The 26949-nt window shown below is 45.9% G+C and carries 18 protein-coding genes; 13 read left to right on the forward strand and 5 right to left on the reverse strand.

From position 1 onward, the window contains the following. Positions 1 to 52: 52 nt before the first annotated feature. The gene (gene idi / locus IM792_RS19915) at positions 53 to 577 is read right to left on the reverse strand and encodes an isopentenyl-diphosphate Delta-isomerase (RefSeq protein WP_255521548.1); all 525 of its coding nucleotides are present in this window, start codon (positions 575 to 577) and stop codon (positions 53 to 55) included. 315 nt (positions 578 to 892) lie between these two features. On the opposite strand from idi, the gene IM792_RS19920 reads away from it, so the two are divergent. The 10 genes from IM792_RS19920 to IM792_RS19965 all read left to right on the forward strand — a co-directional run bounded on the left by IM792_RS19920 (position 893) and on the right by IM792_RS19965 (position 20416). Further along, positions 893 to 2995 (forward strand): glycoside hydrolase family 97 protein, encoded by a 2103-nt coding sequence (locus IM792_RS19920; RefSeq protein WP_194103672.1) that lies wholly within the window; start codon positions 893 to 895, stop codon positions 2993 to 2995. A gap of 179 nt (positions 2996 to 3174) precedes the next feature. Continuing rightward, positions 3175 to 6045: a triple tyrosine motif-containing protein gene (locus IM792_RS19925; protein WP_194103674.1), complete on the forward strand. Its 2871-nt coding sequence runs from the start codon at positions 3175 to 3177 to the stop codon at positions 6043 to 6045. Positions 6046 to 6307: 262 nt separating this feature from the next. Beyond that, positions 6308 to 9334: a TonB-dependent receptor gene (locus IM792_RS19930; RefSeq protein WP_194103675.1), complete on the forward strand. Its 3027-nt coding sequence runs from the start codon at positions 6308 to 6310 to the stop codon at positions 9332 to 9334. An 81-nt stretch (positions 9335 to 9415) separates the two neighbouring features. After that, positions 9416 to 10834, forward strand: a complete 1419-nt coding sequence (locus tag IM792_RS19935) for a RagB/SusD family nutrient uptake outer membrane protein (protein ID WP_228085283.1) — start codon at positions 9416 to 9418, stop codon at positions 10832 to 10834. 13 nt (positions 10835 to 10847) lie between these two features. Continuing rightward, positions 10848 to 11675 carry a LamG domain-containing protein gene (locus tag IM792_RS19940; protein ID WP_194103678.1) on the forward strand — a complete coding sequence of 276 codons (828 nt, stop codon included), beginning with the start codon at positions 10848 to 10850 and terminating at the stop codon, positions 11673 to 11675. Positions 11676 to 11743: 68 nt separating this feature from the next. Continuing rightward, positions 11744 to 13420 (forward strand): glucoamylase family protein, encoded by a 1677-nt coding sequence (locus tag IM792_RS19945; RefSeq protein WP_194103680.1) that lies wholly within the window; start codon positions 11744 to 11746, stop codon positions 13418 to 13420. A 21-nt stretch (positions 13421 to 13441) separates the two neighbouring features. Then, positions 13442 to 14797: a glucoamylase family protein gene (locus tag IM792_RS19950; protein ID WP_194103681.1), complete on the forward strand. Its 1356-nt coding sequence runs from the start codon at positions 13442 to 13444 to the stop codon at positions 14795 to 14797. Next, positions 14797 to 16554, forward strand: coding sequence for a discoidin domain-containing protein (locus IM792_RS19955; RefSeq protein ID WP_194103683.1), 1758 nt, complete (start codon positions 14797 to 14799; stop codon positions 16552 to 16554). The genes IM792_RS19950 and IM792_RS19955 overlap by 1 nt, the downstream gene beginning before the upstream one ends. Positions 16555 to 16589: 35 nt before the next feature. After that, positions 16590 to 18869, forward strand: a complete 2280-nt coding sequence (gene bglX / locus IM792_RS19960; protein WP_194103684.1) for a beta-glucosidase BglX — start codon at positions 16590 to 16592, stop codon at positions 18867 to 18869. A gap of 167 nt (positions 18870 to 19036) precedes the next feature. After that, positions 19037 to 20416 (forward strand): hypothetical protein, encoded by a 1380-nt coding sequence (locus IM792_RS19965; RefSeq protein ID WP_228085284.1) that lies wholly within the window; start codon positions 19037 to 19039, stop codon positions 20414 to 20416. Positions 20417 to 20497: 81 nt separating this feature from the next. Here the strand turns inward: IM792_RS19965 and ahcY are convergent, their stop codons facing one another. Further along, a complete protein-coding gene (gene ahcY / locus IM792_RS19970) occupies positions 20498 to 21814 on the reverse strand; it encodes an adenosylhomocysteinase (protein ID WP_194103685.1) in 1317 nt (438 codons plus the stop codon). Positions 21815 to 22000: 186 nt separating this feature from the next. Here ahcY and IM792_RS19975 point away from each other — a divergent pair, with 186 nt between their 5' ends. After that, positions 22001 to 22411, forward strand: coding sequence for a BrxA/BrxB family bacilliredoxin (locus IM792_RS19975; RefSeq protein ID WP_194103733.1), 411 nt, complete (start codon positions 22001 to 22003; stop codon positions 22409 to 22411). A gap of 61 nt (positions 22412 to 22472) precedes the next feature. On the opposite strand, the gene IM792_RS19980 is transcribed toward IM792_RS19975, so the two are convergent. Further along, positions 22473 to 23231: a glycosyltransferase family 2 protein gene (locus IM792_RS19980; protein ID WP_194103686.1), complete on the reverse strand. Its 759-nt coding sequence runs from the start codon at positions 23229 to 23231 to the stop codon at positions 22473 to 22475. After that, positions 23232 to 24479 carry a glycosyltransferase family 4 protein gene (locus IM792_RS19985; protein ID WP_194103688.1) on the reverse strand — a complete coding sequence of 416 codons (1248 nt, stop codon included), beginning with the start codon at positions 24477 to 24479 and terminating at the stop codon, positions 23232 to 23234. A 165-nt stretch (positions 24480 to 24644) separates the two neighbouring features. Here IM792_RS19985 and IM792_RS21450 point away from each other — a divergent pair, with 165 nt between their 5' ends. Then, on the forward strand, positions 24645 to 25184 hold the full coding sequence (locus IM792_RS21450; RefSeq protein ID WP_194103690.1) for a serine acetyltransferase: 540 nt from the start codon (positions 24645 to 24647) through the stop codon (positions 25182 to 25184). A 7-nt stretch (positions 25185 to 25191) separates the two neighbouring features. Further along, positions 25192 to 25938: a methyltransferase domain-containing protein gene (locus IM792_RS19995; RefSeq protein WP_194103691.1), complete on the forward strand. Its 747-nt coding sequence runs from the start codon at positions 25192 to 25194 to the stop codon at positions 25936 to 25938. 56 nt (positions 25939 to 25994) lie between these two features. Here the strand turns inward: IM792_RS19995 and IM792_RS20000 are convergent, their stop codons facing one another. Continuing rightward, positions 25995 to 26906: a glycosyltransferase gene (locus IM792_RS20000; protein ID WP_194103692.1), complete on the reverse strand. Its 912-nt coding sequence runs from the start codon at positions 26904 to 26906 to the stop codon at positions 25995 to 25997. Between the last annotated feature and the right edge of the window lie 43 nt (positions 26907 to 26949).

Here is a 26949-nt window from a genome sequence, read left to right on the forward strand (position 1 = left end):
AAGCGGCCATGCTCTGATTCCCTCCCCCGGGAGGGCAGGGAGGGGTAAACCATCAGGCATCCACACCAATGTACCCCCTCGCGCACAATTCCTCATACAATATCTTAAACCAGTAAGTATATTCTTCGGGGTGTTCGTCAAGGTCGTGGGCTATCATTTCGGGAGCCATGTATATATGGTCGGCTACTTCATCAGGGTTTACATCAGGTTTTGCTGAGTAGTTACCGATGAATACATGATCAAATTCATGTTCGTGCAGGCCATCACCCAGATCGGCCTGATAGGTAAACGTAAAGGCCTCGGTAAGCGGGCAGGTAATGCCCATTTCTTCCATTAAGCGCCTCTCGGCAGCCTGCAAATTGCCTTCGCCCGGCCGCGGGTGACTGCAACAGGTGTTTGACCATAAGCCCGCCGAGTGATATTTGCCATCAGCGCGTTTTTGCAACAGCAGCTCGCCCTTGCTGTTAAACAGTATAACCGAAAAAGCGCGGTGAAGTACGCCTTTATGGTGCGCCTCCATTTTTTCCATAACACCGGTTTCGTTATCGTTACTGTCAACCAGAATTACATTTTCCATTTCATTTAACATATACGGGAGCTTACGGCGTGCGGATGGTGCGGCCATCAAAATACAAACAATTAACGCAAATGTTGTTCAAACATTTTGTTTCGGCACTGCTCAACACTGCTCATGGTATTTTATAACCGCTAAAACAGGGTAAATCAGTTTAAAAAATTACATGATTTATGTATGTGTTTAATTGTTTAAGTAATTGATTTATAATGTTTTGATTTTGTATTGCATTTAAATTTTGATTAAAAAACATGCACACGGGCAAATACTTTACAAAATTTGCCATCAACCAGTATTTACTTATAAACCATTTCCGCTATGCGTAGTTATTTATTATTGATGTTGTTATTGTGTGCAGGTATATTTTCTGTAGATGCCCAGCAGATCACGTCGCCCGACAAAAATCTTGTGCTCAACTTTGAGCTGAAGGACAACGGCGTGCCTACATACAGCCTTACTTATAAAAAGAAGGATGTTATTAAAACCAGTAAACTGGGTATCGAAACAAAGGATGTTCCCTCATTTTTGAACGGCTTTACCATTACCGATACTCAAAAAAACACGTTCGACGAAACCTGGCAACCGGTTTGGGGCGAGCAAAAAAACATCCGCAACAACTATAACGAGTTGCTGGTAACGCTTACCCAAAAAGCCGAGAAGGATCGTTTTATTCGCATCCGTTTCCGTTTGTTCAATGATGGCCTGGGTTTCCGTTATGAGTTCCCATCACAAAAAAATCTGAATTATTTTATCATCAAAGAGGAGCATACACAATTTGCCCTTGCCGGTGATCATAAAGCGTTTTGGCTGCCCGGCGATTTTGATACGCAGGAATACAGCACGGTAACTTCAAACCTGTCTGAAGTTCGTGGTAAAATGAAGGCTGCCGTTACGCCAAACGTTTCGCAAACCACTTTCTCGCCAACCGGATTACAAACTCCGCTGATGATGAAAAGCAAGGATGGTTTGTACATCAATATACACGAGGCGGCGTTGGTTGATTACTCGTGCATGTCGTTAAACCTGGATGACAAGAACTTCGTGCTCGAATCATTCCTTACCCCTGATGCTATTGGCGATAAAGGCTATATGCAGGCGCCAACCCAAACCCCTTGGCGTACTGTTATTGTGAGCGATAAGGCAGGTGATATCCTGATGTCGAAACTGGTTTATAACCTGAACGAGCCGACCAAATTCAAAGATGTATCGTGGATAAAGCCCATAAAATACGTAGGTGTATGGTGGGAAATGATCACCGGCAAAAGCACCTGGGCTTATACCGATCTGGAGAATGTGCAGCTTGGTGTTACCGATTACAGCAAAACCAAGCCTAACGGTAAGCACGGTGCCAACACACAACACGTTAAGGAATATATTGACTTTGCTGCCAAAAACGGTATCGACGCGGTATTGGTTGAAGGCTGGAACCAGGGTTGGGAAGATTGGTTTGGCAAAACCAAAGATTACGTGTTCGATTTTGTGACCCCATACCCTGATTTTGATGTAAAGGAGCTGCATCGTTATGCCGAATCAAAAGGTGTAAAGATAATTATGCACCACGAAACATCAGGCTCGGTACGTAACTACGAACGCCATTTAGATACTGCATATAAATTCATGGTTGAAAATGGTTACAACGCTGTTAAAAGCGGTTATGTAGGGCAGATCATTCCGCGTGGAGAGCACCATTACGGCCAATGGCTGGTTAATCATTATCTGTATGCTATTACTAAGGCTGCCGATTATAAAATTATGGTAAATGCCCACGAGGCTATCAGGCCTACAGGTTTGGCGCGTACTTACCCTAACCTGATAGGCAATGAGGCTGCACGTGGTACCGAGTACGAATCATTCGGTGGTAACAACCCGGATCATACTACTATTTTGCCATTTACCAGATTGATTGGTGGGCCGATGGATTATACACCGGGTATCTTCCAAACCAAGATCAACGCATACAATCCGGATAACAACTCATTTGTACATACTACGCTTACCAAGCAGTTGGCGCTGTATGTAACCATGTATAGTCCGCTGCAAATGGCGGCCGACCTCCCCGAAACTTATAACAAGTTTTATGATGCCTTCCAGTTTATTAAGGATGTCGCGGTTGATTGGGATGAATCGTATGTGTTAGAAGCCGAGCCTGGCGACTATATTACCATTGCCCGTAAGGCAAAAGGCAAAAATGAGTGGTTTGTGGGCAGCGTTACTGACGAGAATGCCCGCACCGCCGTTGTTAAATTTGATTATCTGCCAAAAGGAAAAACTTACGAAGCTATCATTTACGCCGATGGTAAAGATGCAAGCTACGATAAGAATCCGCAAAGCTATACCATCCGCAAAATGAAGGTGACCTCAAAAACAGTGCTTAAACAGGCTGTGGCACCGGGCGGTGGTTTCGCTATCAGTGTAAAATAATAATTGGTTTTTTATTAGGTTTAGAGGTTTCCCCGGGGTGCGCAAGCGCCTTGGGGATTTTTTTTGGAGCAGGCTTTTACCCGCCGGGTAGCGCCTTATTAGGTAAAACATAAATATTTATAACTTTACCAGCTGTTTAAACTCATTTATATAAGCCGATTAATTATTTATTACTGATTATGCCGCTGCTACGTTGGGTAAAGTTATGTGTGTTTGTATTGCTGATGCCTGTTATTGGTTTTGCTGCCAATATACGCAGCATTGGGGTGCCGTATGTGCAAAACTATCCTAAAAGCATGTACCAGGCCGGTAACCAAAACTGGGCCGAAACCCGCGATGCCGATGGCGTAATGTATTTTGCCAATTCCGAAGGCTTATTAGCTTACGACGGGCAGAACTGGCAACTGCACCGAATGCCCAACGGCCTCATTGTACGTGCCGTAGCCGCCGATGGTAAGGGTAAAATATACACCGGTGCCTTTGGCGAGATAGGCTACTGGGCAAAGAACTCCGCCGGCATATTTAAGTACACTTCACTGGCGCACCTTATACCCGCTAAGTACCGGCTAAACGAGGAAGTTTGGAAAATATATGTGAGCGATAAGCAGGTCATCTTTCAATCCTTTGGGGTTATATATGTTTATAAGGATGGTAAGGTAAGCACCATCAAAACCAACCCATACCTGTTTCTTTTTAAGGCGGGCGATCGCTTTATTATTGAGCAGCTAAATGTTGGCTTGTTCGAGTTAAAAGGTAACAGGCTCGAGTTTATTAAAGGCAGCGAAATATTAAAAACAGGCGTACTCACTATTTTGCCCTTCGGCGATGGGCGGTACCTCATCGGCACATCAAAAAACGGCTTGTATTTGTACGATGGCCAAACCATCACCCCCTGGAAAACCCAGGCCGATGAGTTTTTACAGCGTTATCAGCTAAACAATGGTGTGGCTATTCCCGGCAATTATTTCGCTTTCGGGAGTATTTTGAATGGTATCATCATTATTGACAGAGCAGGTAATGTGGTGCAGCACATCAATAAATCAAGCGGGTTGCAAAACAATACCGTGCTCAGCTTATACCTCGATAACGAACAGAACTTATGGGCGGGGCTTGATAATGGTATTGACCGTATCGAGATCATGTCGCCGTTGTATTTTTACTTTGATAAAAGCGGCAGGTTTGGTACGGTATATTCCAGCATCATCCACAATAATAAAATTTATTTGGGTACCAACCAGGGGCTTTATTACAGCGATTGGGTAACCAACCAGAACAGGCTTTTTCAGTCGTTTGATTTTAAGCTGATACCGGGCAGCCAGGGCCAGGTTTGGGATCTGTCGTTGGTTGATGGGCAACTGCTTTGTGGGCATAACGATGGCACCTTTATAGTGAACGGCGCGCAGTTCAAGCAAATATCAAAGGAGAACGGCGGTTGGATGGTGAAAAAGCTGAGCGATAACCAGCTGATACAAGGCACTTATACTGGCTTGGCTGTTTACAAAAAACTACCCGATGGCGAATGGGCCTTTGATTATAAGATAGGCAACTTTGTGGTACCATCGCGCTATGTGGAGCCCGATGGTAAGGGACAAATATGGGTGAGCCACGCCTACAAAGGCATATACAAGGTAAAACTGAGCGCCGATGGGCGCAGGGCTGCCTCTATAAAATACTACGACGAAAAGAATGGCCTGCCCGGTAGCTACAACATCGGCGTGTTTAATTTGGACGACCGGGTTGTGTTTTCGAGTAATAACGGCTTTTATGTATATGATGATATCAGCGATCATTTTTACAAGTACGATCAGCTGAATAAAAAGCTGGGTTCGTTTGCGTCATCAAATAAGGTGATACCGGCAAGCGGCAGCAAGTATTGGTTTATTGATCGGGGCAGGGCAGCCCTTGGTGATCTTTCAGTAACCGGTAACCTCAACCTTGATTCGGCGCGCTTCAGTATTTTGAATGGCCGCATGGTAAAGTATTACGAGAGCATCAGCCGTATCAATAGTAACTTATACCTTTTTAGTATTGATGATGGCTTTGCCATATTTAATGATCAGGCAGGTAATGTAGCCAATAACGCATCGTTGCCAACAGTGCTCATCAGGCGGGTAGAGAACTTTACCGATAAAGCCCGCGCTATTAATAAATGGGATGATATCAGGATAGCTTATCGCCGTAATAACATCCGCATACGTTATGTGCTGCCGGTGTATCATCAGGCTAAAATTGAATATCAGTATAATTTAAAGGGATATTCGAGCAATTGGTCGGAGTGGGGGCCGCAAACCCAGCGTGAATTTACCGGCCTTGCGCAAGGCAATTATGAGTTTGAGGTACGGGCACGGGTAAATGGCCGTGTAACGGGCATCAGCACCTTAAAATTTACCGTGCAGCCACCATGGTACTTAACCAAGATAGCCTGGTTGGGCTATGTGCTTTTAATTGTAGCCGCATATTACGGGGTGAGGTATTACTACCGCTTTAAATTGCAAAAGCATAACAGGCATTTACAGCAAAAATTACAGCGCGAAAAAGAGGAATTTTTAAAGCGTGAAGCCGAAGCCAATGAGCAGCGCTTATTTAAACTGAAGAACGAACAATTACAGGCCGATCTTGACCGTAAAGGGCGTGAGCTCACCAACTCGGCAATGAACATTGTTTATAAGAACGAGCTGCTGCAACGCATACACGACGAGATAGCCGACCTTAAGGATGCCAACGGCAAGCACCTGCCACCCGAACAATTGCGCAAAATACAAAAGGTGGTTGACGAGGGTAAAAGCGACGAGCGCGACTGGGTATTGTTTGAGAACAGCTTTAACGAAACGCACGAGAATTTCTTTAAAAAACTAAAGGCCCAGCACCCCGATTTGGTGCCTAATGACCTTAAATTATGCGCCTACCTGCGCATGAATATGAACAGTAAAGAAATGGCATCATTGTTGAACATATCATTACGTGGGATCGAGATAAGGCGCTACCGTTTGCGCAAAAAGCTCGGTTTAGACCATGATAAGAACCTCGTGGAGTTTCTGATGGAGCTTTAAGCCACTACATCATCACCTCTCATAAACCGATTAAGCTAATATTTGTACGATTGACATTCCCAATGTAAGTGAGTAGGTGTTGAATTTTTATAAATATTTGTATAACAGATATTTAAATAAAATTTAAAACTTGTTTGAGAAAGTATTTTTGCCTTGATGTAGTAATGTAGAGTGCAAAAAATTGAAACAATCTACTTCTCTTCACAGTTTTGCAGGGTATAACACACAATTATTTATACCTAAAAACTAATTAACCAATTTTATGAAGAGAATAATTACTATCTCATTGTATGGGGTACTATGTCTGCTTTTCATTGATCGGGCATTTGCGCAGAATATTACCGTAAAAGGTACTGTGAAAGATGCAACGACCGGTGAAACCTTAATAGGCGTAAGCGTAGCAGTACAAGGCACCCAAACCGGTACCCAAACCGGCCCCGACGGCAGCTACACATTATCAGCTCCGGGCAATGGTAACCTAACAGTAAGCTACATTGGCTATGCTACTCAAACAGTACCTGTTAACGGGCAAGCAACAGTAAACATCAGCCTTAAAGCACAATCAAACGAATTACAGCAGGTTGTGGTAGTAGGTTACGGTACGCAACGTAAACTTGATGTTACCGGCGCTGTATCGCAGGTAAAGGGCGAAGAAATATCAAAACAGGCCTCAACCAACGCGGTAAGCTCATTACAAGGTAAAGTTGCCGGTGTGCAGATTACTAACAACGGTTCGCCGGGTGCTTCGCCGCAAATACGTGTACGTGGTTTAGGTACCGTTTATGGCGATCCTAATCCACTATATGTGGTTGACGGTGTATGGTTCAGCGATATCAGCTTCCTGAATCCTAATGATATTGAAAGCATGAGTATCCTGAAGGATGCATCGAGCGAGGCTATTTACGGTGTTCGCGCGGCTAACGGTGTTGTGTTGGTAACTACCAAAAAAGGTAAAGGTGCCCCAACCATTAACTACAGCACTTACGCGGGTTGGCAAAAAGTAACCAACCAACCGGCTTTGGCCAATGGTACCGAATACGCTACGCTGATCAACGAGATGAACCAGATCAACTCGCCTGAAGATCCGTTAACGTTTGCCAATCCATCAAGCTTTGGTACAGGTACCCGTTGGATGGACGTGGTTTTGCGTAACGCCTTCACCATGAAACATGACCTTACCGTTAGCGGTGGTACTGATAAATCAACCTATAATTTTTCGGTTGGTTACTTGAAACAACAAGGTGTAGTAACCGGTAATGATTATGATCGTGTTACCGCTCACTTACAACAGGATGTACAGGCAACCAAGTTTTTAAAACTGGGTTACACTGCCGTATTGCAAGGCAGTAAATCGCGCGATATTCCGGGCGACCCTATTTACAAGGCCTTTACAGCCGCGCCAATTGTACCGGTTTATTATGCCGATGGTACTTATGGCGATCCTAACGATTTCCCTATCGGTTCATCAACCAATAACGTAAAGGCTCAGTTGGATTACTTTAACCAACGCTCAAAAAATTACCGTGCTACAGGTAACGTATTCGCCGAAATAAAACCAACTGATTTCCTGACCTTCCGTACCAGCTTTGGTGGCGAGTTTGGCCAGGGTGAGGTTTTAGGTTATAACCCTGTTTACCGCGCAACTGCTACTCAATTCAACGAGATAAGTGATTTGAGCATAGCACGCGCCGAAACCCGTAACTGGATATGGGAGAATACATTGACCTTCGAGAAAACCTTTGGCGATCATCGCTTAACGGTGTTAGCCGGTCAATCATCTCAACGTTATAAATCATACAACATAACCGGTACCGCGCAAGGCGTGCCTTACACCAGCGATGGCGACTTGTACCTGCAATTAGGCCCGGCTACAATTAATGATCAGCCTGCAAAAACCGTTATCGACGGTGGTTCGCTGGCTACATACGAGTCATACTTCGGTCGTGTGAACTACGCGTTCAAGGATAAATACCTGTTCAACGCTTCATTACGCCGTGATGGTTCATCAAAATTCATTGGGTCTGACAGGTGGGGCTGGTTTCCGTCATTAGGTGCAGGTTGGGTGATCAGTAATGAGGAATTCATGAAAGATCAAACCATCTTTAATAACTTGAAAGTTCGTGGTAGCTGGGGTCAGATAGGTAATGCGTCAGTACCGGCTAACCTGGCAACACAGGTAATTAATAACCAGGCAGCATTCACTGCAATATATAATGGTGTACCTGCAACAGGTGCCAACCTCACGCAAATTGTGCCGCCAATTATTTACTGGGAAAAAAGTGTTGGTACTGATATTGGTTTAGAAATGGCTTTCCTGAAAAGTAAGCTGACTTTTGAGGCCGATTACTACGTTAAAGAAACCAAGGATGCCATTTTCGCTATTCCTATCTTAGGTTCAATTGGTACTGATAATGCACAAATTATAGGTAACCAGGCAAGTTTCCAAAACCGTGGTTTTGAGTTCTCGGCCGGTTGGAGAGATAACCCAAGCAAAGATTTTTCTTACTCTATCAATGGTAACTTCAGCATCAACACCAATAAGGTGTTGAGCACAGTAACCGGTGCAAACCCAATTTACGCGGGTGGCGCGGCCGCTACAGGTGGCCAGTTAAGCACCCGTACCGTATTAGGCCAGCCAATTGGTCAGTTTTTTGGCTACGTGGTTGATGGCATATTCCAAAATCAGGCGGAGATCGATGCCTCGGCCCAGCCAACCGCTAAACCCGGCGACTTTAAATATGTCGATTTTAACAATGATGGCAAGATCGACCCTAAGGATGACCGCCGTGTGTTAGGTAACCCTAACCCTAAATACCTGTTCGGCTTAAATACATCATTCACTTACAAGGCGTTTGATCTGGCTGTTGATATTCAGGGTGTAACCGGTGTTGATGTTTACAACGCGGTTAAAGGTCTGCGCTTTGGTGCCGAAAACTTTACCAAAGACTTTTTTGATAACCGCTGGCATGGCGAGGGTACGTCAAACACTTACCCTTCAGCAGCTATAGGCGGTGGTATCAACTACTATCCAAACTCATTTTTTGTTGAGAATGGCAGTTATATACGCCTGCGTAACGTGCAGTTAGGTTATACATTACCGGCTGCTTTAACCTCAAAACTATTTGTAAAGAGGGTAAGGGTTTATGCCAATGCGCAAAACGCGGTTAACCTGTTTGGTTATAAAGGCTTTAACCCCGAAGTGGGCGGCACGCCAACCAATGCCGGTATTGATAATGGTGTTTATCCATTATACGCTACTTACAACTTTGGTTTAAATGTTTCATTCTAACATCTAACAGCAGAGAAAAAAATGTTTATCAACAATCAAAATATAACAAAGGCATTAAGTGTAAGTGCTTTTGCATTACTCATGCTTACAGCATCGTGTAAAAAGGACTTTCTGGATGTGCCACCACAGGCACAGCAGCCAAGTACCGAGTTTTTTGTAACATCTGAGGATGCTACCCGCGCCGTTAACTCAATTTACGCCAACTTGCGCGAGTGGAAACAAACCGCTTTTGCGGCCATCGCGGTAGAAAGCATTGGGTCTGACGAAACTGAAAAAGGCAGTAGCGCTACCGATGCTACGTTTTTTAACGCTTATGATAACTTTACGGTAAGCTCATCTGAGGGGCAACTAAATGATTTTTGGAAAGCACAGTACCAAAGTATCAACCTGTGTAACCAGGTGCTTGATAATGTACCGAACATCGATATGGATGCTTCGCTTAAAAACCGTTACCTGGCCGAAGCTAAGTTTGTACGCGCTTACAACTACTTTAGATTGGTACGTGCCTTTGGCGATGTAGTTTTACGATTGGCCACACCAAAGGACGCTACAGAGTATAACCTGCCACGTACATCAAAAACCGAAGTTTACGCAGCTATTGAAAAGGATTTGACCGAGGCTGCCGCGGTATTACCACAAAGCTATTCATCGGCTGATATTGGCAGGGCAACAAAAGGTGCCGCATTAGGCTTGCACGCCAAAGTGGCCTTGTATCAAAAAAAATGGGCTGATGTGCTGAACTATACTAACCAGGTAATGGGTATGGGTTACTCGCTGTTCCCAAATTTTGAGGCGCAGTTCCGTATCCCTAACGAGAATAATTCAGAGTCGGTATTTGAGATACAATGTCAAAGCTTGCCGGGCGTTTCGGGCGCATCAAACAGCCAGTACTCACAGGTGCAGGGTGTAAGGGCACAGTCAGGCGGTGGCTGGGGTTTTAACGTACCTACCCAGGCATTGGTGAATGCTTTTGAGGATGGCGATCCGCGTATGGATGCTACCATTATTTTCCGTGGCGAAACCACTCCGCAAGGTGACGCGGTTGCCGCTACAGGTGATAACCCGCGCTACAACCAAAAATCGTACGTGCCATTTACCAGGCCGTTTGTGCAAAACGAGGGAGAGGATCAAAACGTGCGTGTTATGCGTTATGCCGAGGTATTGCTGATGAATGCCGAAGCCGCTAACGAATTAGGTAATTCATCACAAGCTTTATCATCGCTTGAGTTGGTACGTGCCAGGGCACGTGGCAGCAACAGCAGCATTCTGCCCGAGGTTACCACTACCGACCAAAACGCGCTGCGTTTGGCTATATGGCACGAGCGCCAGGTGGAGTTAGCAATGGAGTTTGACCGTTATTTCGACGTGATCCGCCAGGGTCGTGGTGCCGAGATATTTGGCCCTAAAGGCTGGCAGGCTAACAAGAACGAGATATGGCCAATACCTCAAAACGAAATTGACCTGAGTACAGGTGTGTTAACCCAAAATCCAGGCTATTAAACCTTATTGTATCATGAAAAATCTTAACAAATTTATAATAGCGGCATCAGTGGTAGCAGGCCTATCATCATGCCAAAAAAGCTTTGATGCTTCAACGTACGCCCCTCCGCTAAATATTGGTGGTTACACAAGCGCCAGCCAGATAGCGCCGGATAATTTGATAGCCCACTGGGCATTTGATGAAAGCCTGATCGATAGCATATCAAACACTGAAGGTACGGCTACAGGTACCAGCTTTGCAACCGGTCGTAAAAACGCGGGTTTGCAAGGCGCAGCAAACGCTTATGTGGTGAGCAACACACCCGAAGCCGTACAAAACATGACCAGCTTTACGGTTACCGCCTGGGTTAACAGCCCTCAAAATACCGATGGTATTGTGGGAATACTTGATATTGCCAACAGCAAGGAGTTTTGGGGAAACCTAACTATGTTCTTCGAGAACGGAGCAACGGCTGATAAAGGTGTTTTAAAAGTACACGTACGCAGCGGTGCTAAAGAGGCCTGGCTGGGTAACTATGATGTACAAAATGCCTGGGGCCGTTGGATAAACGTGGGGGTTACCTATAACGAGGCTACATCAAAATTTGTGGTGTATGTAAACGGCTCAAAACTGGCCGAAAGTACACAGGCTGATTTTGGTCCGGTAGCGTTTAAGGATGCTGAAAAGATGGTGTTTGGTACAGTGCAGTTTCAAACTACGCCAAGCCTAACCAGCAGTACCAGCAAACAGGACTGGGCCAGCTACCTGAAAGGCCGTGTTGACGAAGTGCGTATATACAACAAGGCATTAAATGCCGAGGAAATAGGTTCGCTGGTTAAACTTGAAGGCCGGGGCAAATAATATATATAGTGTTTACAATTGGAAAGTTACCCACCTCAAAAGGGTGGGTAACTTGTTTAAAAAAAGCTATGACGGTTAAAAGGATATTATTTTATATAGGTTTAGTATTGGTAACGGCATCATGCAGTAAAAGCGGCAGCGATACGGTTGACCCTGTTACTCCGCCAAACCAGCCAGGCTCATTCAGCTTTGATGCGTTGCGGGTTAATGGGGTATCGTCGGGCTTTAATTACCGTAACCTGAATATCTCGCCGGTTATAAAAATTTCCTTTTCGGCAGCGTTGGATAAAAGCACGGTTAAAAACAGTGTAACATTCAAAACCGCCGCGGGCACTGCCGTAAATTACGATGCCACTTACGAGAATGATGATAAAACCATCGTAATAAAACCATCGTCGGCATTACAAAACATTACCAAATACAGTGTTGATGTTACCACGGCATTAAAAGCCTCAAACAAGGGTAGCCTGCAATCGGCTATATCGGTACAGTTATTAACCGCTATTGATTCTGCTGATAAGTTTCCGCGGATATCTGACGATGCCTTGCTCGACCTGGTACAGCGTCAAACCTTTAAATACTTTTGGGATTTTGGCCATCCAACAAGCGGCATGGCACGCGAGCGCAATTCATCGGGCGATGTGGTTACAACCGGTGGTTCTGGTTTCGGTGTGATGGCTTTGGTGGCGGCAGTTAACCGCAACTTTATTACCCGTGCCGATGGTTTGGCGCGTATGCAAAAGATAGTTGGCTTTTTAAAAACCGCCGATAAATTTCACGGTGCTTTTCCGCATTGGCTAAATGGCGCTACTGGTAAGGTACAGCCCTTTAGCGAAAAGGATAACGGTGCCGATCTGGTTGAAACATCATTTTTGATGGAGGGGCTGATCACCGCGCGTCAATATTTTAGTGGCGCAGGCACTGCCGAAACTGCTTTGCGTAACGACATTAACGAGTTATGGAACGGTGTGGAATGGGATTGGTTCCGTCGCGGCGATCAAAATACCCTTTACTGGCACTGGAGCCCTAACTACAATTGGGACATGAACATGCAGGTAAGCGGCTGGAACGAGGCCTTGTCGGTATATGTATTAGCAGCATCATCAACCACCCATTCGGTGCCAAAAGCTGTGTACGATAATGGCTGGGCTGCCAATGGTGCTATGCGCAATGGCAATACCTACTTTGGTGTGCAGTTGCCATTAGGGCCAACACAGGGCGGGCCAATGTTTTTTGAGCATTACTCGTTCATGGCCATCAACCCAACAGGTTTAACAGATGCCTATGCCGATTATGATAAGCAAACCAAGGCGCATACCATGGTTAACCATAGCTACTGTGTAAGCAACCCCAAACAATATAACGGCTACAGTGCCGATTGCTGGGGACTTACCGCCAGCGATATTAAGGGCGGCTATACAGCCAGCTCGCCAACTAATGATGTGGGTGTGATAGCGCCAACGGCAGCCATAGCATCAATGCCTTATGCGCCCGAGGAGAGCATGAAAGCGCTGAAATTCTATTACTATAAACTGGGCGATAAGCTTTGGGGCGATTACGGTTTTTATGATGCCTTTAACCTCACCGATCCATGGTTTGCTGATTCGTACCTGGCCATTGATCAGGGGCCTATTGTTACCATGATCGAGAACCATCGCAGCGGCCTGTTATGGAACCTGTTTATGAGCGCGCCCGAAGTAAAAAATGGAATGAAAAATCTGGGCTTCTCGGGGCCGAACCTATAACGTTTTTATCTGTAAATAAAAATGAAGAAAACAATACTTATAGCGCTGCTAATATCAGCGGCATGCTCGGGCTTTGCCCAAAACAAAAAAACCGCAACAAAATATACGGCCATTAAACCGGTTGGGGTTATAAAAAATTTGAGCGATAGCGCCCTGCTTGATGTGGTGCAACGCCAAACCTTCCGTTACTTTTGGGATTTTGCCCACCCGGTTAGCGGTATGGCGCTCGAACGCAGCAACGTTGCCTTTGATTATGGCGGCGAAGTGGTTACCACAGGCGGCACGGGCTTCGGCATTATGGCCATGATAGTAGCGGTTGACCGTAAGTGGATACCCCGCGAGCAGGCGGTTGACCGTATGCTCAACATGGTAAAGTTTTTGGCCAAGGCCGATGCTTACCACGGTGTGTTTCCGCATTGGTTGAATGGCGAAACCGGCAAGATTATTCCGTTTGGTCGTAAGGATGACGGGGGTGATCTGGTTGAAACATCGTTCCTTTTCCAGGGCTTGCTTACTGCTAAACAATATTACAGCGGCAATACGCCAAAGGAGGAAGAATTGCGTAACCGCATAGGCTGGTTATGGAGTGAGGTTGAGTGGGACTGGTATACCCACGAGCGCGATAACCTGTACTGGCACTGGTCGCCAAACAATGGCTGGGCCATGAATTTCCCGATACGTGGTTTTAACGAGTGTTTAATTACCTACGTACTGGCCGCCTGCGCCGAGCGTTACCCCGTAGATGCCGACCGAATTTACAATCGTGGCTGGGCACAAAGTGATTTCTTTAAAAACGGACGGTCGTTCTATGGCATTAAGTTGCCATTGGGTTTTGATTATGGTGGTCCGTTGTTCTTTACACATTACTCTTTCCTGGGGCTTAACCCTAAAGGGTTAAAAGATAAATATGCTGATTATTGGGAGCAGAACGTAAATCATACCCGCATCAACTACGCTTACTGTGTTGATAATCCTAAAAAATTTAAAGGCTACGGCGAAAATTGCTGGGGTTTGACCGCCAGCGATAATCACGAAGGCTACAATGCCCACTCGCCAACTAACGACTTGGGGGTGATCACACCAACGGCCGCGTTATCGGCATTCCCATATACGCCGAAGGAATCAATGAAGGCCCTGCGCCATTTTTACTATGATCTGGGTGATAAAATTTGGGGCGAGTATGGTTTTGTGGATGCCTTTAACGAGGGAAAGAATTGGTACGCCAAATCATACCTGGCTATTGATCAGGGGCCTATTGTGGTGATGATAGAGAACCACCGCAGCGGTTTACTATGGAATTTATTTATGAGCGCGCCCGAAGTTCAAGGCGGTCTTAAAAAGTTAGGGTTTGAAAGTCCGGCTATAAAAAATAATTGATGGCAAGAGGGATAAATATATGGGGCATAGCCTGCACTTTGCTGCTATTTGCCGGTGTTGCTACCGCGCAAAACAGCCTGCGCACGTACTGTAATCCTATCAATATTGATTACGGGTATACACCTATTCCCAATTTTTCAACCGCGGGCAGGCACCGTGCTACGGCCGATCCGGTTATTGTAACTTATAAGGGCGATTACTACCTGTTCAGCACCAACCAATGGGGCTATTGGTGGAGTAGCGACATGAGCAACTGGCATTTTGTAGCCCGTCATTTTTTGCGCCCGGAGCATAAGGTGTATGATGACCTGTGCGCCCCGGCGGTTTGGGTACAGGGCGATACGCTGATGGTGTTTGGCTCTACGTATTCGGATAACTTCCCGATATGGATGAGCACCAATCCTAAAGGTAATGAATGGAAAGAAGCCATCCATAAGTTTGAACCCGGTGGCTGGGACCCCGCCTTTTTTCGTGATGATGACGGCAAGTTGTACATGTACAACGGTAGCAGCAATGTTTACCCCATATATGGTGCCGAGGTTGACCCGACCACATTCCATCTGAAAGGCTATCGTAAGGAGATGTACCTGTTGCAGCCTTACAAATATGGCTGGCAGCGTTTCGGCGAAAATCTGGATAACATCTTCCTCGACCCATTTATGGAGGGCGCCTGGATGACCAAGCATAACAAAAAATATTACTTGCAATACGGTGCTCCGGGTACCGAGTTCAGCGGCTATTCGGATGGGGTAATAGTAGGCGAGGGGCCTTTGGGGCCATTTAAGCCGCAGCCCATGCCGTTCAGTTATAAACCGGGTGGCTTTGCGCGTGGTGCCGGGCATGGGGCTACTTATCAGGATAAATGGAATAACTACTGGCATGTATCAACCATGGTTATCGCCATAAAAAACAACTTTGAGCGCCGCATTGGTATATGGCCTGCCGGGTTTGATAAGGATGATGTGATGTATTGCAACACTGCCTTTGGCGATTACCCTACCTATTTGCCTACCGGCGAAACAGACCACCTGAAAAGCAGCTTCACCGGGTGGATGCTGCTTAATTACAATAAGCCCGTAACGGTATCATCAACCCTGGGTAATTACTCGGCCAACAACGCGGTTGATGAGGATATTAAAACTTATTGGAGTGCCTCAAGTGCAAAGGCCGGGGAGTGGATAGCTACTGATCTTGGTAATGTAAGTACCGTTAACGCGGTGCAAATAAACTATGCCGATCAGGATGCTGATGTGTTGGGTAAACCCTCGGGACCCTTTTATCATCAATACAAACTGCTTTACTCAACAGATAATAAAAGCTGGAAAGCACTTATCGACAAAAGCAATAACAAAACTGATGTTCCGCATGATTATGTGGAGCTGAGCAAACCGGTTAAGGCACGCTACATTAAGCTGGTAAATCAGCACATGCCTACAGGTAAGTTTGCCATCAGCGGCTTACGTGTGTTTGGCAATGGTGGTGGCGCCAGGCCCGATACGGTTAAAGAGTTTATTGTACTGCGCACCGAAAAGGATAAGCGCGATGCCTGGATAAAATGGCGCCCGGTTGATAATGCCTACGCCTACAATATTTACACCGGCACAGCGCCCGATAAGTTGTACAACTGCATTATGGTGCACAATGCCAGTCAGTACTTTTTTAAGGCGATGGATAAGGATCTGCCTTATTATTTCCGCATAGAGGCTATTAATGAGAACGGTGTTTCGCAGCCAACGGCGGTTATTAAATCAGAATAGAAAATAAGTTTAACTCAAGTATATACTACAAGATTATGAAGTTATCAAAAATAGTCATTGCATCGTGCCTGGTGTTAACAGGCTTTGGGGCATCGGCACAAAAGGCCGCCCGCGATGCTAAGATGGATGCCTACATTAATAAACTGATGGCCAAAATGACCATTGACGAAAAGATAGGTCAGTTGAATTTGCCATCAATAGGCTTTGATGTTACCGGGCCTATTTTGAGCCAGGGCGTTGAGGGTAAGATAGAAAAAGGCATGGTAGGCGGTGTATTTAATACCTACACGCCCAATGCCGTGCGTAAGCTACAGGAGCTGGCCATCAAAAAAACACGCCTTAAAATTCCTTTGCTTTTTGGTTATGATGTGATACACGGGCACCGTACTATTTTCCCGATACCGCTGGGCTTATCGGCATCGTGGGATATGCCGCTGATACAAAAAACCGCCCGTGCCGCTGCCGATGAGGCTACTGCCGATGGTTTGAACTGGGTGTTCTCGCCAATGGTTGATATAGCGCGCGATCCGCGCTGGGGCCGAGTGGCTGAAGGTGGAGGTGAAGATACCTGGCTGGGCTCGCAAATTGCAATAGCGATGGTTAAGGGCTACCAGGGTGAAAAGAATGACTTGCGCCGTGAGGATGCCGTATTGGCCTGTGTAAAACACTTCGCGCTGTATGGCGCTGCCGAGGCAGGGCGTGATTATAACACGGTAGATATGAGCATGCGTAAAATGACCGAAACTTACCTGCCTGCCTACAAAGCCGCTGTTGACGCGGGTGTGGCCACGGTAATGAGCTCGTTCAACGAAATAAACGGCGTACCTGCCGCTGCTAACCACTGGCTGCTTACCGATTTATTACGCAACCAATGGGGCTTTAACGGTATGGTAGCAACAGATTATACCGCCATTATGGAGCTGAAAAACCACGGCATGGGCGACGATGCCCAGGTAGCCAAACTGGCGCTGGTTGCAGGTAACGATATGGATATGGTGAGCGATCTGTTTATTGGTGAGTTGAAAAAACTGGTTCAGGCTAAAAAACTCGATGTAAAATATATAGACCTGGCTTGCCGCCGTGTGCTGGAATCAAAATACAAGCTGGGTTTGTTTGATGACCCATACCGCAATATTAGCGAGGATCGTGCTAAAAACAATATTATGAATGCCGAAAAGCTTGCCCTGGCTAAAGAGGCGGCTGAAAAAAGTATGGTATTGTTAAAGAACGATAACAGCACCCTGCCATTAAAATCGGGACAAAAAATTGCTTTTGTTGGGCCGATGGTTAAAAACCAGCGCGATTTGATAGGTAACTGGAGCGGTGCAGGCGACTGGAAAAAAGCCGTAAGCTTTTGGGATGCCTTGCAGGCGCAATACCCATCAAACAAGTTTACCTATGCCAAAGGCGCCAACATATTGGATGATCAGGCACTGATAGATAAGCTTAATCCGCACGATGCGCAAATAGTACTGGACAGTAAATCACCTGCCGACCTGATAAAAGAAGCGGTTAACAATGCCAAAGATGCCGATGTGGTTGTTGCCATGCTTGGCGAGGCCTTCGGTATGAGTGGTGAGGCTGCCAGCCGCAGCGATATTGGCCTGCCGGTAAATCAACAAAACCTGCTGAAAGCCCTGCGCGAAACAGGCAAGCCTATTGTGTTGGTGTTGATGAACGGTCGCCCGTTGACTTTACAGTGGGAGCATGATAATACCGCCGCTATTTTAGAAACCTGGTTTCCGGGTACTAAGGCGGGCGATGCCATTGCCGATGTGCTTTTCGGTAAATACAACCCATCAGGCAAGTTAACCATGACCTTTCCGCGCAGCGTAGGGCAGGTGCCTATTTACTACAATGCCAAGAGCACAGGTCGCCCGGTGAGCGATCAAAAATACACTTCAAAATATCTGGATATACCTAATACACCGCTGTATCCTTTCGGTCACGGTTTAAGCTATACTACCTTTGGTTATAGTGATGTTAAGCTGAGCAAAACCAGCATACGCAATGGTGAGCGTTTACAAGCCAGCGTTACCCTAAGCAATACCGGTAAATACGATGGGGAAGAAACCGTACAGCTATACATACGCGATATGGTAGGTTCAGTAACCCGTCCGCTTAAGGAGCTAAAAGGCTTCCAGAAAATATACCTGAAAGCAGGCGAAAGCAAAACGGTAACCTTTAACGTAAGTACCGACGACCTGAAATTTTACGACATCAACATGAAATATACCACCGAACCCGGCGACTTTAAACTGTTCATTGGTAGCAGCTCAGCCGATGTTAAAGAGGCTGATTTCAAGTTGCTGTAACAATCTTTCTTTTTCTCGGATTATAAGTGTGTTAATTAAGTGAATGCCCGGCCAAGCCGGGCATTTTTGTTACAGGCATAATCATATAAACATTACGCGGAATGATGTAAATATAAGGTGGGTGCAGCGACTTAATTTTGTGGTAGTTTTTTTAGCTACCATATTATATGATGAATAAACTGTTCCTGATACTTTCCCTCTCGATATTGATGACCCTGCCCGCCCTGGCACAGCATGACCACCAGATGCAAAAGGATACTGCCAAGCCTGATACAACTAAACATCAGCACAATATGCAGATGGGCGATATGGATGGCATGAAACACGATACTATGGCCATGCCGGGAATGAATCACTCCTACTCGTTAAGCTTGCCCATGAACCGTAATGGCTCCGGTACATCATGGATGCCTGATAATACGCCCATGTACATGCTCATGAAGCATACTAAAAAAGGAATGTTCATGTTTCACGGTAGTATGTTTTTGCGCTATAACAACCAGCAGCTGAATGGCAAAACCCAGCGCAGCGATTCGCAGTTTGACGCGCCAAACTGGTTTATGGCCATGTATAACAGGCAGGTAGGCAAAAACGGCTTGTTCAACATCAGCGCCATGCTTAGTGCCGACCCGTGGACGGTTACCGAACGTGGTTACCCGTTATTGTTTCAAAGTGGCGAAAGCTACAAAGGCCAAACCCTGGTTGACCGCCAGCATCCGCACGATCTGTTTAGCGGATTGACCATTGGCTATACGCAGCGTTTAAGTAAAAAGGTAGATGTATTTGGCTACTTCGGTTACCCCGGCGAGCCCGCGCTTGGCGCTCCCGCATTTATGCACCGCATTGTTGCGCTGAATGATCCAGATGCGCCGCTTGGTCACCACTGGCAGGATGCTACACACATTACTTACGGTGTAGCCACGCTGGGTGTACGGGTTGACAAGTATAAACTGGAAGGATCGATATTCACCGGCCGCGAACCGGATGAGAACAGGTATGATTTTGATAAGATGCGTTTTGACAGTTACTCGTGGCGGGCATCATTCAACCCTAATAAAGCATGGGCTTTCCAGGTGTCGCAGGCATACATTAATAGTCCGGAGTTGTTGCATCCCGATGAAAATATATGGCGATATTCCGCATCGGCATTGTATGCTTCGCCCGTATCTCACGATGGAAAGTATTTTACCGGCGCATTGGTTTGGGGTATGAACCACAGTGGCCACGGCGATGAACATTCATTCTTAGCCGAGGGTACACGCCAGTTAAATAAGCAGGCGATATACGGGCGTTACGAATTTGTACAAAAATCGGAAGAGGAACTGGCACTTGAGGAGCAATTTGGCGAGGCAATATTCAACGTACACAAATTAACGCTGGGTACCAACCGCCGCCTGTTCAAAACCGGCCCGATAGAATATATCGGCGGCATTCAGGCATCCATCAACTTAGCCCCCGAAAAATTGCACCCGCTTTACGGCAACACACCCATGAGCGGCCAGGTATACCTGCAAATACGCCCGGGGCTGATGAATCACAATATGTAAAACCAAAAAGCGGCATGATATTGATCACGCCGCTTTTTTTATCTCCAAAGCTTTCAGCTTTAGTCTTTATGCTTTCAGCTATTAATAACGGTAATACTCCGGTTTAAACGGACCTTCAACAGTTACGCCGATGTATTCAGCCTGATCCTGATCTAACACTTCCAGCTCAACACCAATTTTGGCAAGGTGCAGGCGGGCTACTTTCTCGTCAAGGTGTTTTGGCAGGGTGTAAACTTTGTTTTCGTAGTTACCACCATTGGTCCAAAGCTCTAATTGAGCAAGGGTTTGGTTGGTGAATGAGTTACTCATTACAAAGCTTGGGTGACCTGTAGCACAACCTAAGTTCACCAATCGGCCTTCGGCTAATACAATTACGTCTTTACCGTCAATAGTGTATTTATCAACCTGTGGTTTAATTTCAATTTTGCTGCTGCCGTAAGCGCTGTTTAACCAGGCCATGTCGATTTCGTTATCAAAGTGACCAATGTTACATACGATAGCTTTATCCTTTAACGCGCGGAAGTGTTGCTCACGCACAATATCCTTATTACCGGTAGCGGTAACCACAATATCAGCCTCGGCAATAGCGGTGCTTAATTTTTTAACCTCAAAGCCTTCCATAGCCGCTTGCAGGGCACATATTGGGTCAATTTCGGTAACAATAACACGTACACCGGCGTTACGCAGTGAGTCGGCTGAGCCTTTACCTACGTCGCCATAGCCACAAACAACGGCTACTTTACCGGCCATCATTACGTCGGTAGCGCGGCGGATAGCGTCAACTAACGATTCGCGGCAACCGTATTTGTTATCAAATTTTGATTTGGTAACCGAGTCGTTCACGTTAATGGCAGGCATTGGCAGCGTACCATTTTTCATACGCTCGTACAGGCGGTGTACACCGGTAGTAGTTTCTTCTGACAGGCCTTTTATAGCAGCTATCAGTTCAGGGTATTTATCCAATACCATGTTGGTTAAGTCGCCACCGTCATCCAATATCATGTTAAGCGGTTGGCGTTCTTCGCCAAAAAATAAGGTTTGCTCAATGCACCAGTCAAACTCCTCGGCGTTCATACCTTTCCAGGCGTAAACAGAGATACCGGCAGCAGCGATAGCCGCGGCGGCGTGATCCTGGGTTGAGAATATATTGCATGATGACCAGGTAACTTCAGCACCCAGCTCAATCAAAGTTTCAATCAATACAGCGGTTTGTATCGTCATGTGCAGGCAGCCTGCAATGCGCGCGCCGGCCAATGGTTTTGATGGGCCATACTCGGCACGTAATGCCATTAAACCCGGCATTTCAGCTTCAGCCAGTTCAATTTCTTTGCGGCCCCACTCAGCCAGCGAAATGTCTTTTACCTTGTATTTCAGGTAGGCAGTATCTACAGTCGACATATTTTTTTATCTTTTTCTGTTATAGAATGCAAAAGTACATAATAATGTTTTGTTAATGAAATTGCTATGCTTGTGCATCAGTATATTACATCAACCGTCAAGCCAATGTTATTATTGCGCCCGTATTAATTGTTTTTGTTTGGAATTGATATTTTTGTATTGATTTAATTTTAAGGATAGTATATGATGTACCCAGAATATTTAGTAGCCCCAATGCGTGCCGAACTGACCACCGCGGGCTTTGAAGAACTTAAAGATGCCGACGCGGTAAAAAACGCTATTGAAAGCGAAGGTACCGTATTGGTTGTTGTTAACTCGGTTTGTGGTTGTGCCGCCGCTAACGCGCGCCCTGCTGCCCGTGCCGCCGTTACCTACGAAAAACACCCCGATAAACTGGTAACTGTTTTTGCAGGTATGGAAAAGGATGCTGTTGATGCTGCCCGTAACTACATGCTGCCTTACCCGCCATCATCGCCATCAATGGCTTTGTTTAAGGATGGTAAGCTGGTGCACATCATCGAGCGTCATCAAATTGAAGGTCGCCCGGCGCAAATGATCGCCGATAACCTGGTATACGCTTTTGATCAGTACTGCTAATCAGCATAAAAATATAAACAGAGAACTCGTTGCGAAAGCTTCGGGTTTTTTTGTGGAATTATTAGTCGTTAGTGCGGCGGTGCAGCAACCAATACCAACCCAGGTTAAAGGCGATAACCGCGTGGTTAAACAGGGTAGGTATCAAGCCATAATACTCGCGCATAATGTTAAAACGCTCAACAAGGCTTTGCCTGTGCTTTTGTTTTGACATACCGCCAACCAGGTATTTGGCCACATAGCGTTTTACATTCACTATTTTTTTAGCTTGTTTGGCGGCATGCAATATCCAGTCAATATCGGCGCTTAGCTGGTATCGGCTGTCATAAGGTTTTAGCAGGCTGCGCCTGAGGTATATGGCCTGGTGGCTCACACTCATGCCATATTTAAAGCTGCGCCAGGTAAACTGCTCGGGCGCTTTATGGCGGCGCTGACCAAGGCTTTTGCCCTCATCATTGATCATCTCGGTTTCGCCATAATAAATATCCGCGTCGGGCGAGGTGGCAAAGATGGCTTCAACCGTATCAGCATCATACAATTCATCGCCCGAATTCATGAACAATACATAATCACCGATTGCTAAGGCCAGGCCTTTGTTCATGGCATCGTAAATACCTTTATCTTTTTCGCTCACCAGGCGGGCAAGGCGGTTTTGGTATTGTTGGATAATGGCTAAAGTACCATCGTTTGATGCGCCATCAATAATAATGTATTCAATGTTAGCATAAGTTTGCCCTAATACCGATAGCATGGTGCGTTCAATATCGCGCACGTTGTTGTACACAACGGTTATAATGCTGAGGGTAGGGTTGAACGCTGTCATTTATAGTATCGAATTATAAAGATCAATATATTGTTTAGCCACCCGGTTGTTGGTATAGTTATCCAGCACCTTTTGCCTTGCGGATGTTGACAAGCCTTCGCTATCCTCCGAGAACAAGAGGTGATGAATTCCCGCCGCCAGATCGGCTGATGATTTGTATTCGGCCAGGTAACCATTTTGCTGATGATCTATCAGATCGGGAATTCCGCCTGTGTTGAACGCGGCTACGGGCGTACCGCAGGCCAGCGATTCCATGATCATGTTAGGCAGGTTATCCTCCAGCGATGGTGATACAAAAACATCGGCGGCACTGTATATTTCCGCCAAGTCGCTTTCCGCGCTGATGATGCTTAACTCCTTCACCTTAAAAGGCAGGGTAGTGGTGTCAAAATGCTTGTTCTTGCCAAATATCACCATTTGGATGGGTGAGTCGGCAGTTTGTTGTTTCAGCAGATGCAAGGCTTCAACCAAATAGGTAATGCCCTTACGGCGATCATTAATATTAGCCGCCCCGAAAAGTATTATACGCGCATCGGCATCAATACCCCACTTTTTGCGGACTGTAGCTTTATCCTTTGGCGAAAAGGTATCTATATCAATAGGGTTAGGGATAGCCATAGTTGGCATATTGCCCAACAAACCACTACTGCGCGATACATTGCCCAGCCAGTTGCTACAACTTACTATGGTAAGGTTTTGGACGCTTTGCAGCATATCAAACTTGCGCTGCCATACTTTGTGCGACAGATCATTAGCCTGCGGCCGACGAAGCATCCAGCAGTTACCGCATTGGTTTAAAAAATTATCGCAACCGTTTGAGTAATGGCAGCCGCCGGTAAAGGCCCACATATCGTGCAGTGTCCACACCACGGGTTTGCTTGTTTGCAACAGTTGTTTAAGATTATTTATGCTGAGATAGCCCGAGTTGGTCCAGTGCAGGTGCAGTATATCGGCCTCCTGTATGGCAGGATGGTCGGCGATATTGCTGCCGCTGTTAGCCTCCGAGAACGCGAAGCGCACCGTTTTATCCTTTTCCTGAAAACCGATAAAGGGCAAACGCTCGCGCAAAAAGTTGGCTTTGGCTGTTCGCTTGCCGGTTGTGGCGGTTACCCTTGGCTCGGCAGTGAGTTTTTGCTGCACGGCCATGGTTACATCAACACCGTTTTGCACCAGCGCTTTAAGCAGGCGCATACAAGCGGCGGGAGCGCCGCCACCGGCATCGGCAGTATTGATCAAGGTAACTTTCATGTATTTAAAACAGGCACAAGTATAGCTAATTGCGGCCATTTATGCTTAACCCATAGCGTTAAGCAAGCCATTCCCCTGTTTATAATGCAAAAAACATCGGCATGTTTAACAAACCCGCCAAATATTTTACATTTGAGGAATTGCTACAACATCATCAACGTAAAAATGAACCCATTTGCTTACTTATTTCAGGATCGGAAAGCTAATCGCGGGAATATAAAAGGCCAGTTGGTGCTTTTTATGTTCAGGCTGGTGCAGCTCATCAATCGCTCAATGGTGGCAAAGGTTCTGCTTTTTCCGTACCTCATGTTTTACCGCTTTTTTGTGGAGTGGAGCCTGGGTATCGAGCTGCCGCGTAAGTTAACCGCCGGTAAAGGGTTAATTATTTACCACGGGCAGGCATTGGTGGTAAACCAGGGCGTAGTACTTGGCGATAACTGTGTGCTGCGTAATTCGGTAACCATTGGCCATAAAAAACTGGCCGACGGCACATTTAGCGGTTGCCCGCGTATTGGTAACAATGTTGATATTGGTGCAAACGTTTGTATCATTGGTGATGTTACCATTGGCGATAACGTAATTATTGGCGCTGGCGCGGTAGTGGTGAAAAGCATACCGGCCAACAGCGTAGCCGTGGGTAACCCGGCGCGTGTTATCGAACAAAAAACAACCTTAACGGAAACATTTACTATAACAGGGGCTTGAAAATTTAATGGATAATAACTTAACCGACCGATCGTTTTGGAAATCATTTTGGGAAGCTAAAAAAGGCCTCATTTTCCCCATTAAGGCTGATTACGTTTTTGGCGATATATTGGGTAAGCTGATAGTCGAAAAGCAAATTAAAACAGCCATTGAGCTGGGCGGTTTCCCGGGTTATTATGCCACCTACTTAAAAAAGTATCAAAAGCTGGATACTACCCTGTTTGATTATTACATCCACCGCGACATTATCAAAAAACTGCTTGAAGCCAACGGATTAAGCGAGGATGATATCACCATTATTGAAGCCGACCTGTTCAATTACACCCCCGAAAAGCAGTATGACCTGGTATCATCCTTCGGCCTGATCGAGCATTTTAATGATACCAAAGCCATTATTGAAACGCACCTGCAATTCCTGAAACCGGGCGGTGTGCTGTTTATCACCCTGCCCAACTTTGTGGGCGTGAACGGCTGGGTACAACGCAAATTCGACCGTGATAATTACGATAAGCACAACATCAACAGCATGAACCTGCAACTATTGGCCGATAGCTGCAAGCAATTGGGGTTGAAAGAAGTGGAGTGCTACTACTCCGGCAAGTTCTCCATCTGGCTTGAAAACAAAGCCGAGCAAAGCGCCCTGGCAAAACTATTTGTAAAAGCCTTATGGTTTACCGGCAAAGTGTTTACTAAGATAGTACCTATTGAAAGTAAGGCTTTATCGCCTTATATTGTATTAAAAGCGATAAAGTAATTCTGCAACACCCAAACCCAATATTCTGGCAATTCCCAAATTCAATAAATTCAGGTTCAAGACAAGTATTTTATCTTCCACTGTTTAATTAATCGTATGCCGCGCTGTAATAAACTGCCTTTACGGTTCTTTAAAAAGTTACGGATGGCCGTGTGAGCCTGTTTATCCTCAGCTATAATAGTCGGGAATTGCTTTACCGGCTTGTCGGTAATTTGTACCTGGTACATGTTCTCGATGTTGGAGTGTACGCCCGTACCATCGTGCCCAATGTTATGCACCAGCGAATGTGCCGGGTTTAACGACAGGCCGCCCTTTAAAAATATCGACGCGTACCAGCGTATAGCCCACGAGTTATTTTTGCCGGTTTTAAACTCCACCATCTGCTTCCAAAAGTTCATGGTGTTCTCAACCGAAAAGCGGTGTTTCTTTTCATGGTCAAATTGAGCCATCAGCTTATCAATATCGGGTTCAAAGTTTTTCCATGCCCGTGCCCAGGTAGCCCAGCCCCAGCTGGTAGCAATTTGGTGAAAAAAGGTTTGGGGCAGCTTAGCATCAGTAAGGCCATACATGTAAGCGCCAATGTGCATTACCTGCTCCTCGTTAGCATAGCGGTTAAGCGCCTCGTTAAAATATTGCAGCGTGTATTTTGATGATAGCAGGTCGTCCTCAAACACGATAACCTTGCCGTAATCATTCACCAGGCGGTTAACACCATCGGTAATTGATGCAGCCAGGCCCATATTATGTTCACGCTCCACAACCTTAACCGCCTTAAAGCCCGATACCATTTTTATATATTGCCTAACCTGGTCAACCTTTTCACGGTCGGCATCAGTTTTGGCGGCATCAGCAAAAATATACAGGCGAGATTCCTCGGCCAGTAAATTCTTTTGCAGGTAATTAAGCGTACGGCGGGTATGGTCAGGACGGTTATAAACAAATAAAGCAATGGGGGCAAGGTTTTGCATGCTTAAAAAGAAACAGTGTTTTTGAATTGAAATAACCGGAATG

The organism is Mucilaginibacter sp. JRF (assembly GCF_015223065.1).
In the GTDB taxonomy this organism is placed as follows: domain Bacteria; phylum Bacteroidota; class Bacteroidia; order Sphingobacteriales; family Sphingobacteriaceae; genus Mucilaginibacter.

Coding starts and splice junctions, on each gene's coding strand:
- idi (WP_255521548.1), bottom strand. CDS start 577: ATGGAAAATGTAATTCTGGTTGACAGTAACGATAACGAAACCGGTGTT.
- IM792_RS19920 (WP_194103672.1), top strand. CDS start 893: ATGCGTAGTTATTTATTATTGATGTTGTTATTGTGTGCAGGTATATTT.
- IM792_RS19925 (WP_194103674.1), top strand. CDS start 3,175: ATGCCGCTGCTACGTTGGGTAAAGTTATGTGTGTTTGTATTGCTGATG.
- IM792_RS19930 (WP_194103675.1), top strand. CDS start 6,308: ATGAAGAGAATAATTACTATCTCATTGTATGGGGTACTATGTCTGCTT.
- IM792_RS19935 (WP_228085283.1), top strand. CDS start 9,416: ATGCTTACAGCATCGTGTAAAAAGGACTTTCTGGATGTGCCACCACAG.
- IM792_RS19940 (WP_194103678.1), top strand. CDS start 10,848: ATGAAAAATCTTAACAAATTTATAATAGCGGCATCAGTGGTAGCAGGC.
- IM792_RS19945 (WP_194103680.1), top strand. CDS start 11,744: ATGACGGTTAAAAGGATATTATTTTATATAGGTTTAGTATTGGTAACG.
- IM792_RS19950 (WP_194103681.1), top strand. CDS start 13,442: ATGAAGAAAACAATACTTATAGCGCTGCTAATATCAGCGGCATGCTCG.
- IM792_RS19955 (WP_194103683.1), top strand. CDS start 14,797: ATGGCAAGAGGGATAAATATATGGGGCATAGCCTGCACTTTGCTGCTA.
- bglX (WP_194103684.1), top strand. CDS start 16,590: ATGAAGTTATCAAAAATAGTCATTGCATCGTGCCTGGTGTTAACAGGC.
- IM792_RS19965 (WP_228085284.1), top strand. CDS start 19,037: ATGATGAATAAACTGTTCCTGATACTTTCCCTCTCGATATTGATGACC.
- ahcY (WP_194103685.1), bottom strand. CDS start 21,814: ATGTCGACTGTAGATACTGCCTACCTGAAATACAAGGTAAAAGACATT.
- IM792_RS19975 (WP_194103733.1), top strand. CDS start 22,001: ATGTACCCAGAATATTTAGTAGCCCCAATGCGTGCCGAACTGACCACC.
- IM792_RS19980 (WP_194103686.1), bottom strand. CDS start 23,231: ATGACAGCGTTCAACCCTACCCTCAGCATTATAACCGTTGTGTACAAC.
- IM792_RS19985 (WP_194103688.1), bottom strand. CDS start 24,479: ATGAAAGTTACCTTGATCAATACTGCCGATGCCGGTGGCGGCGCTCCC.
- IM792_RS21450 (WP_194103690.1), top strand. CDS start 24,645: ATGAACCCATTTGCTTACTTATTTCAGGATCGGAAAGCTAATCGCGGG.
- IM792_RS19995 (WP_194103691.1), top strand. CDS start 25,192: ATGGATAATAACTTAACCGACCGATCGTTTTGGAAATCATTTTGGGAA.
- IM792_RS20000 (WP_194103692.1), bottom strand. CDS start 26,906: ATGCAAAACCTTGCCCCCATTGCTTTATTTGTTTATAACCGTCCTGAC.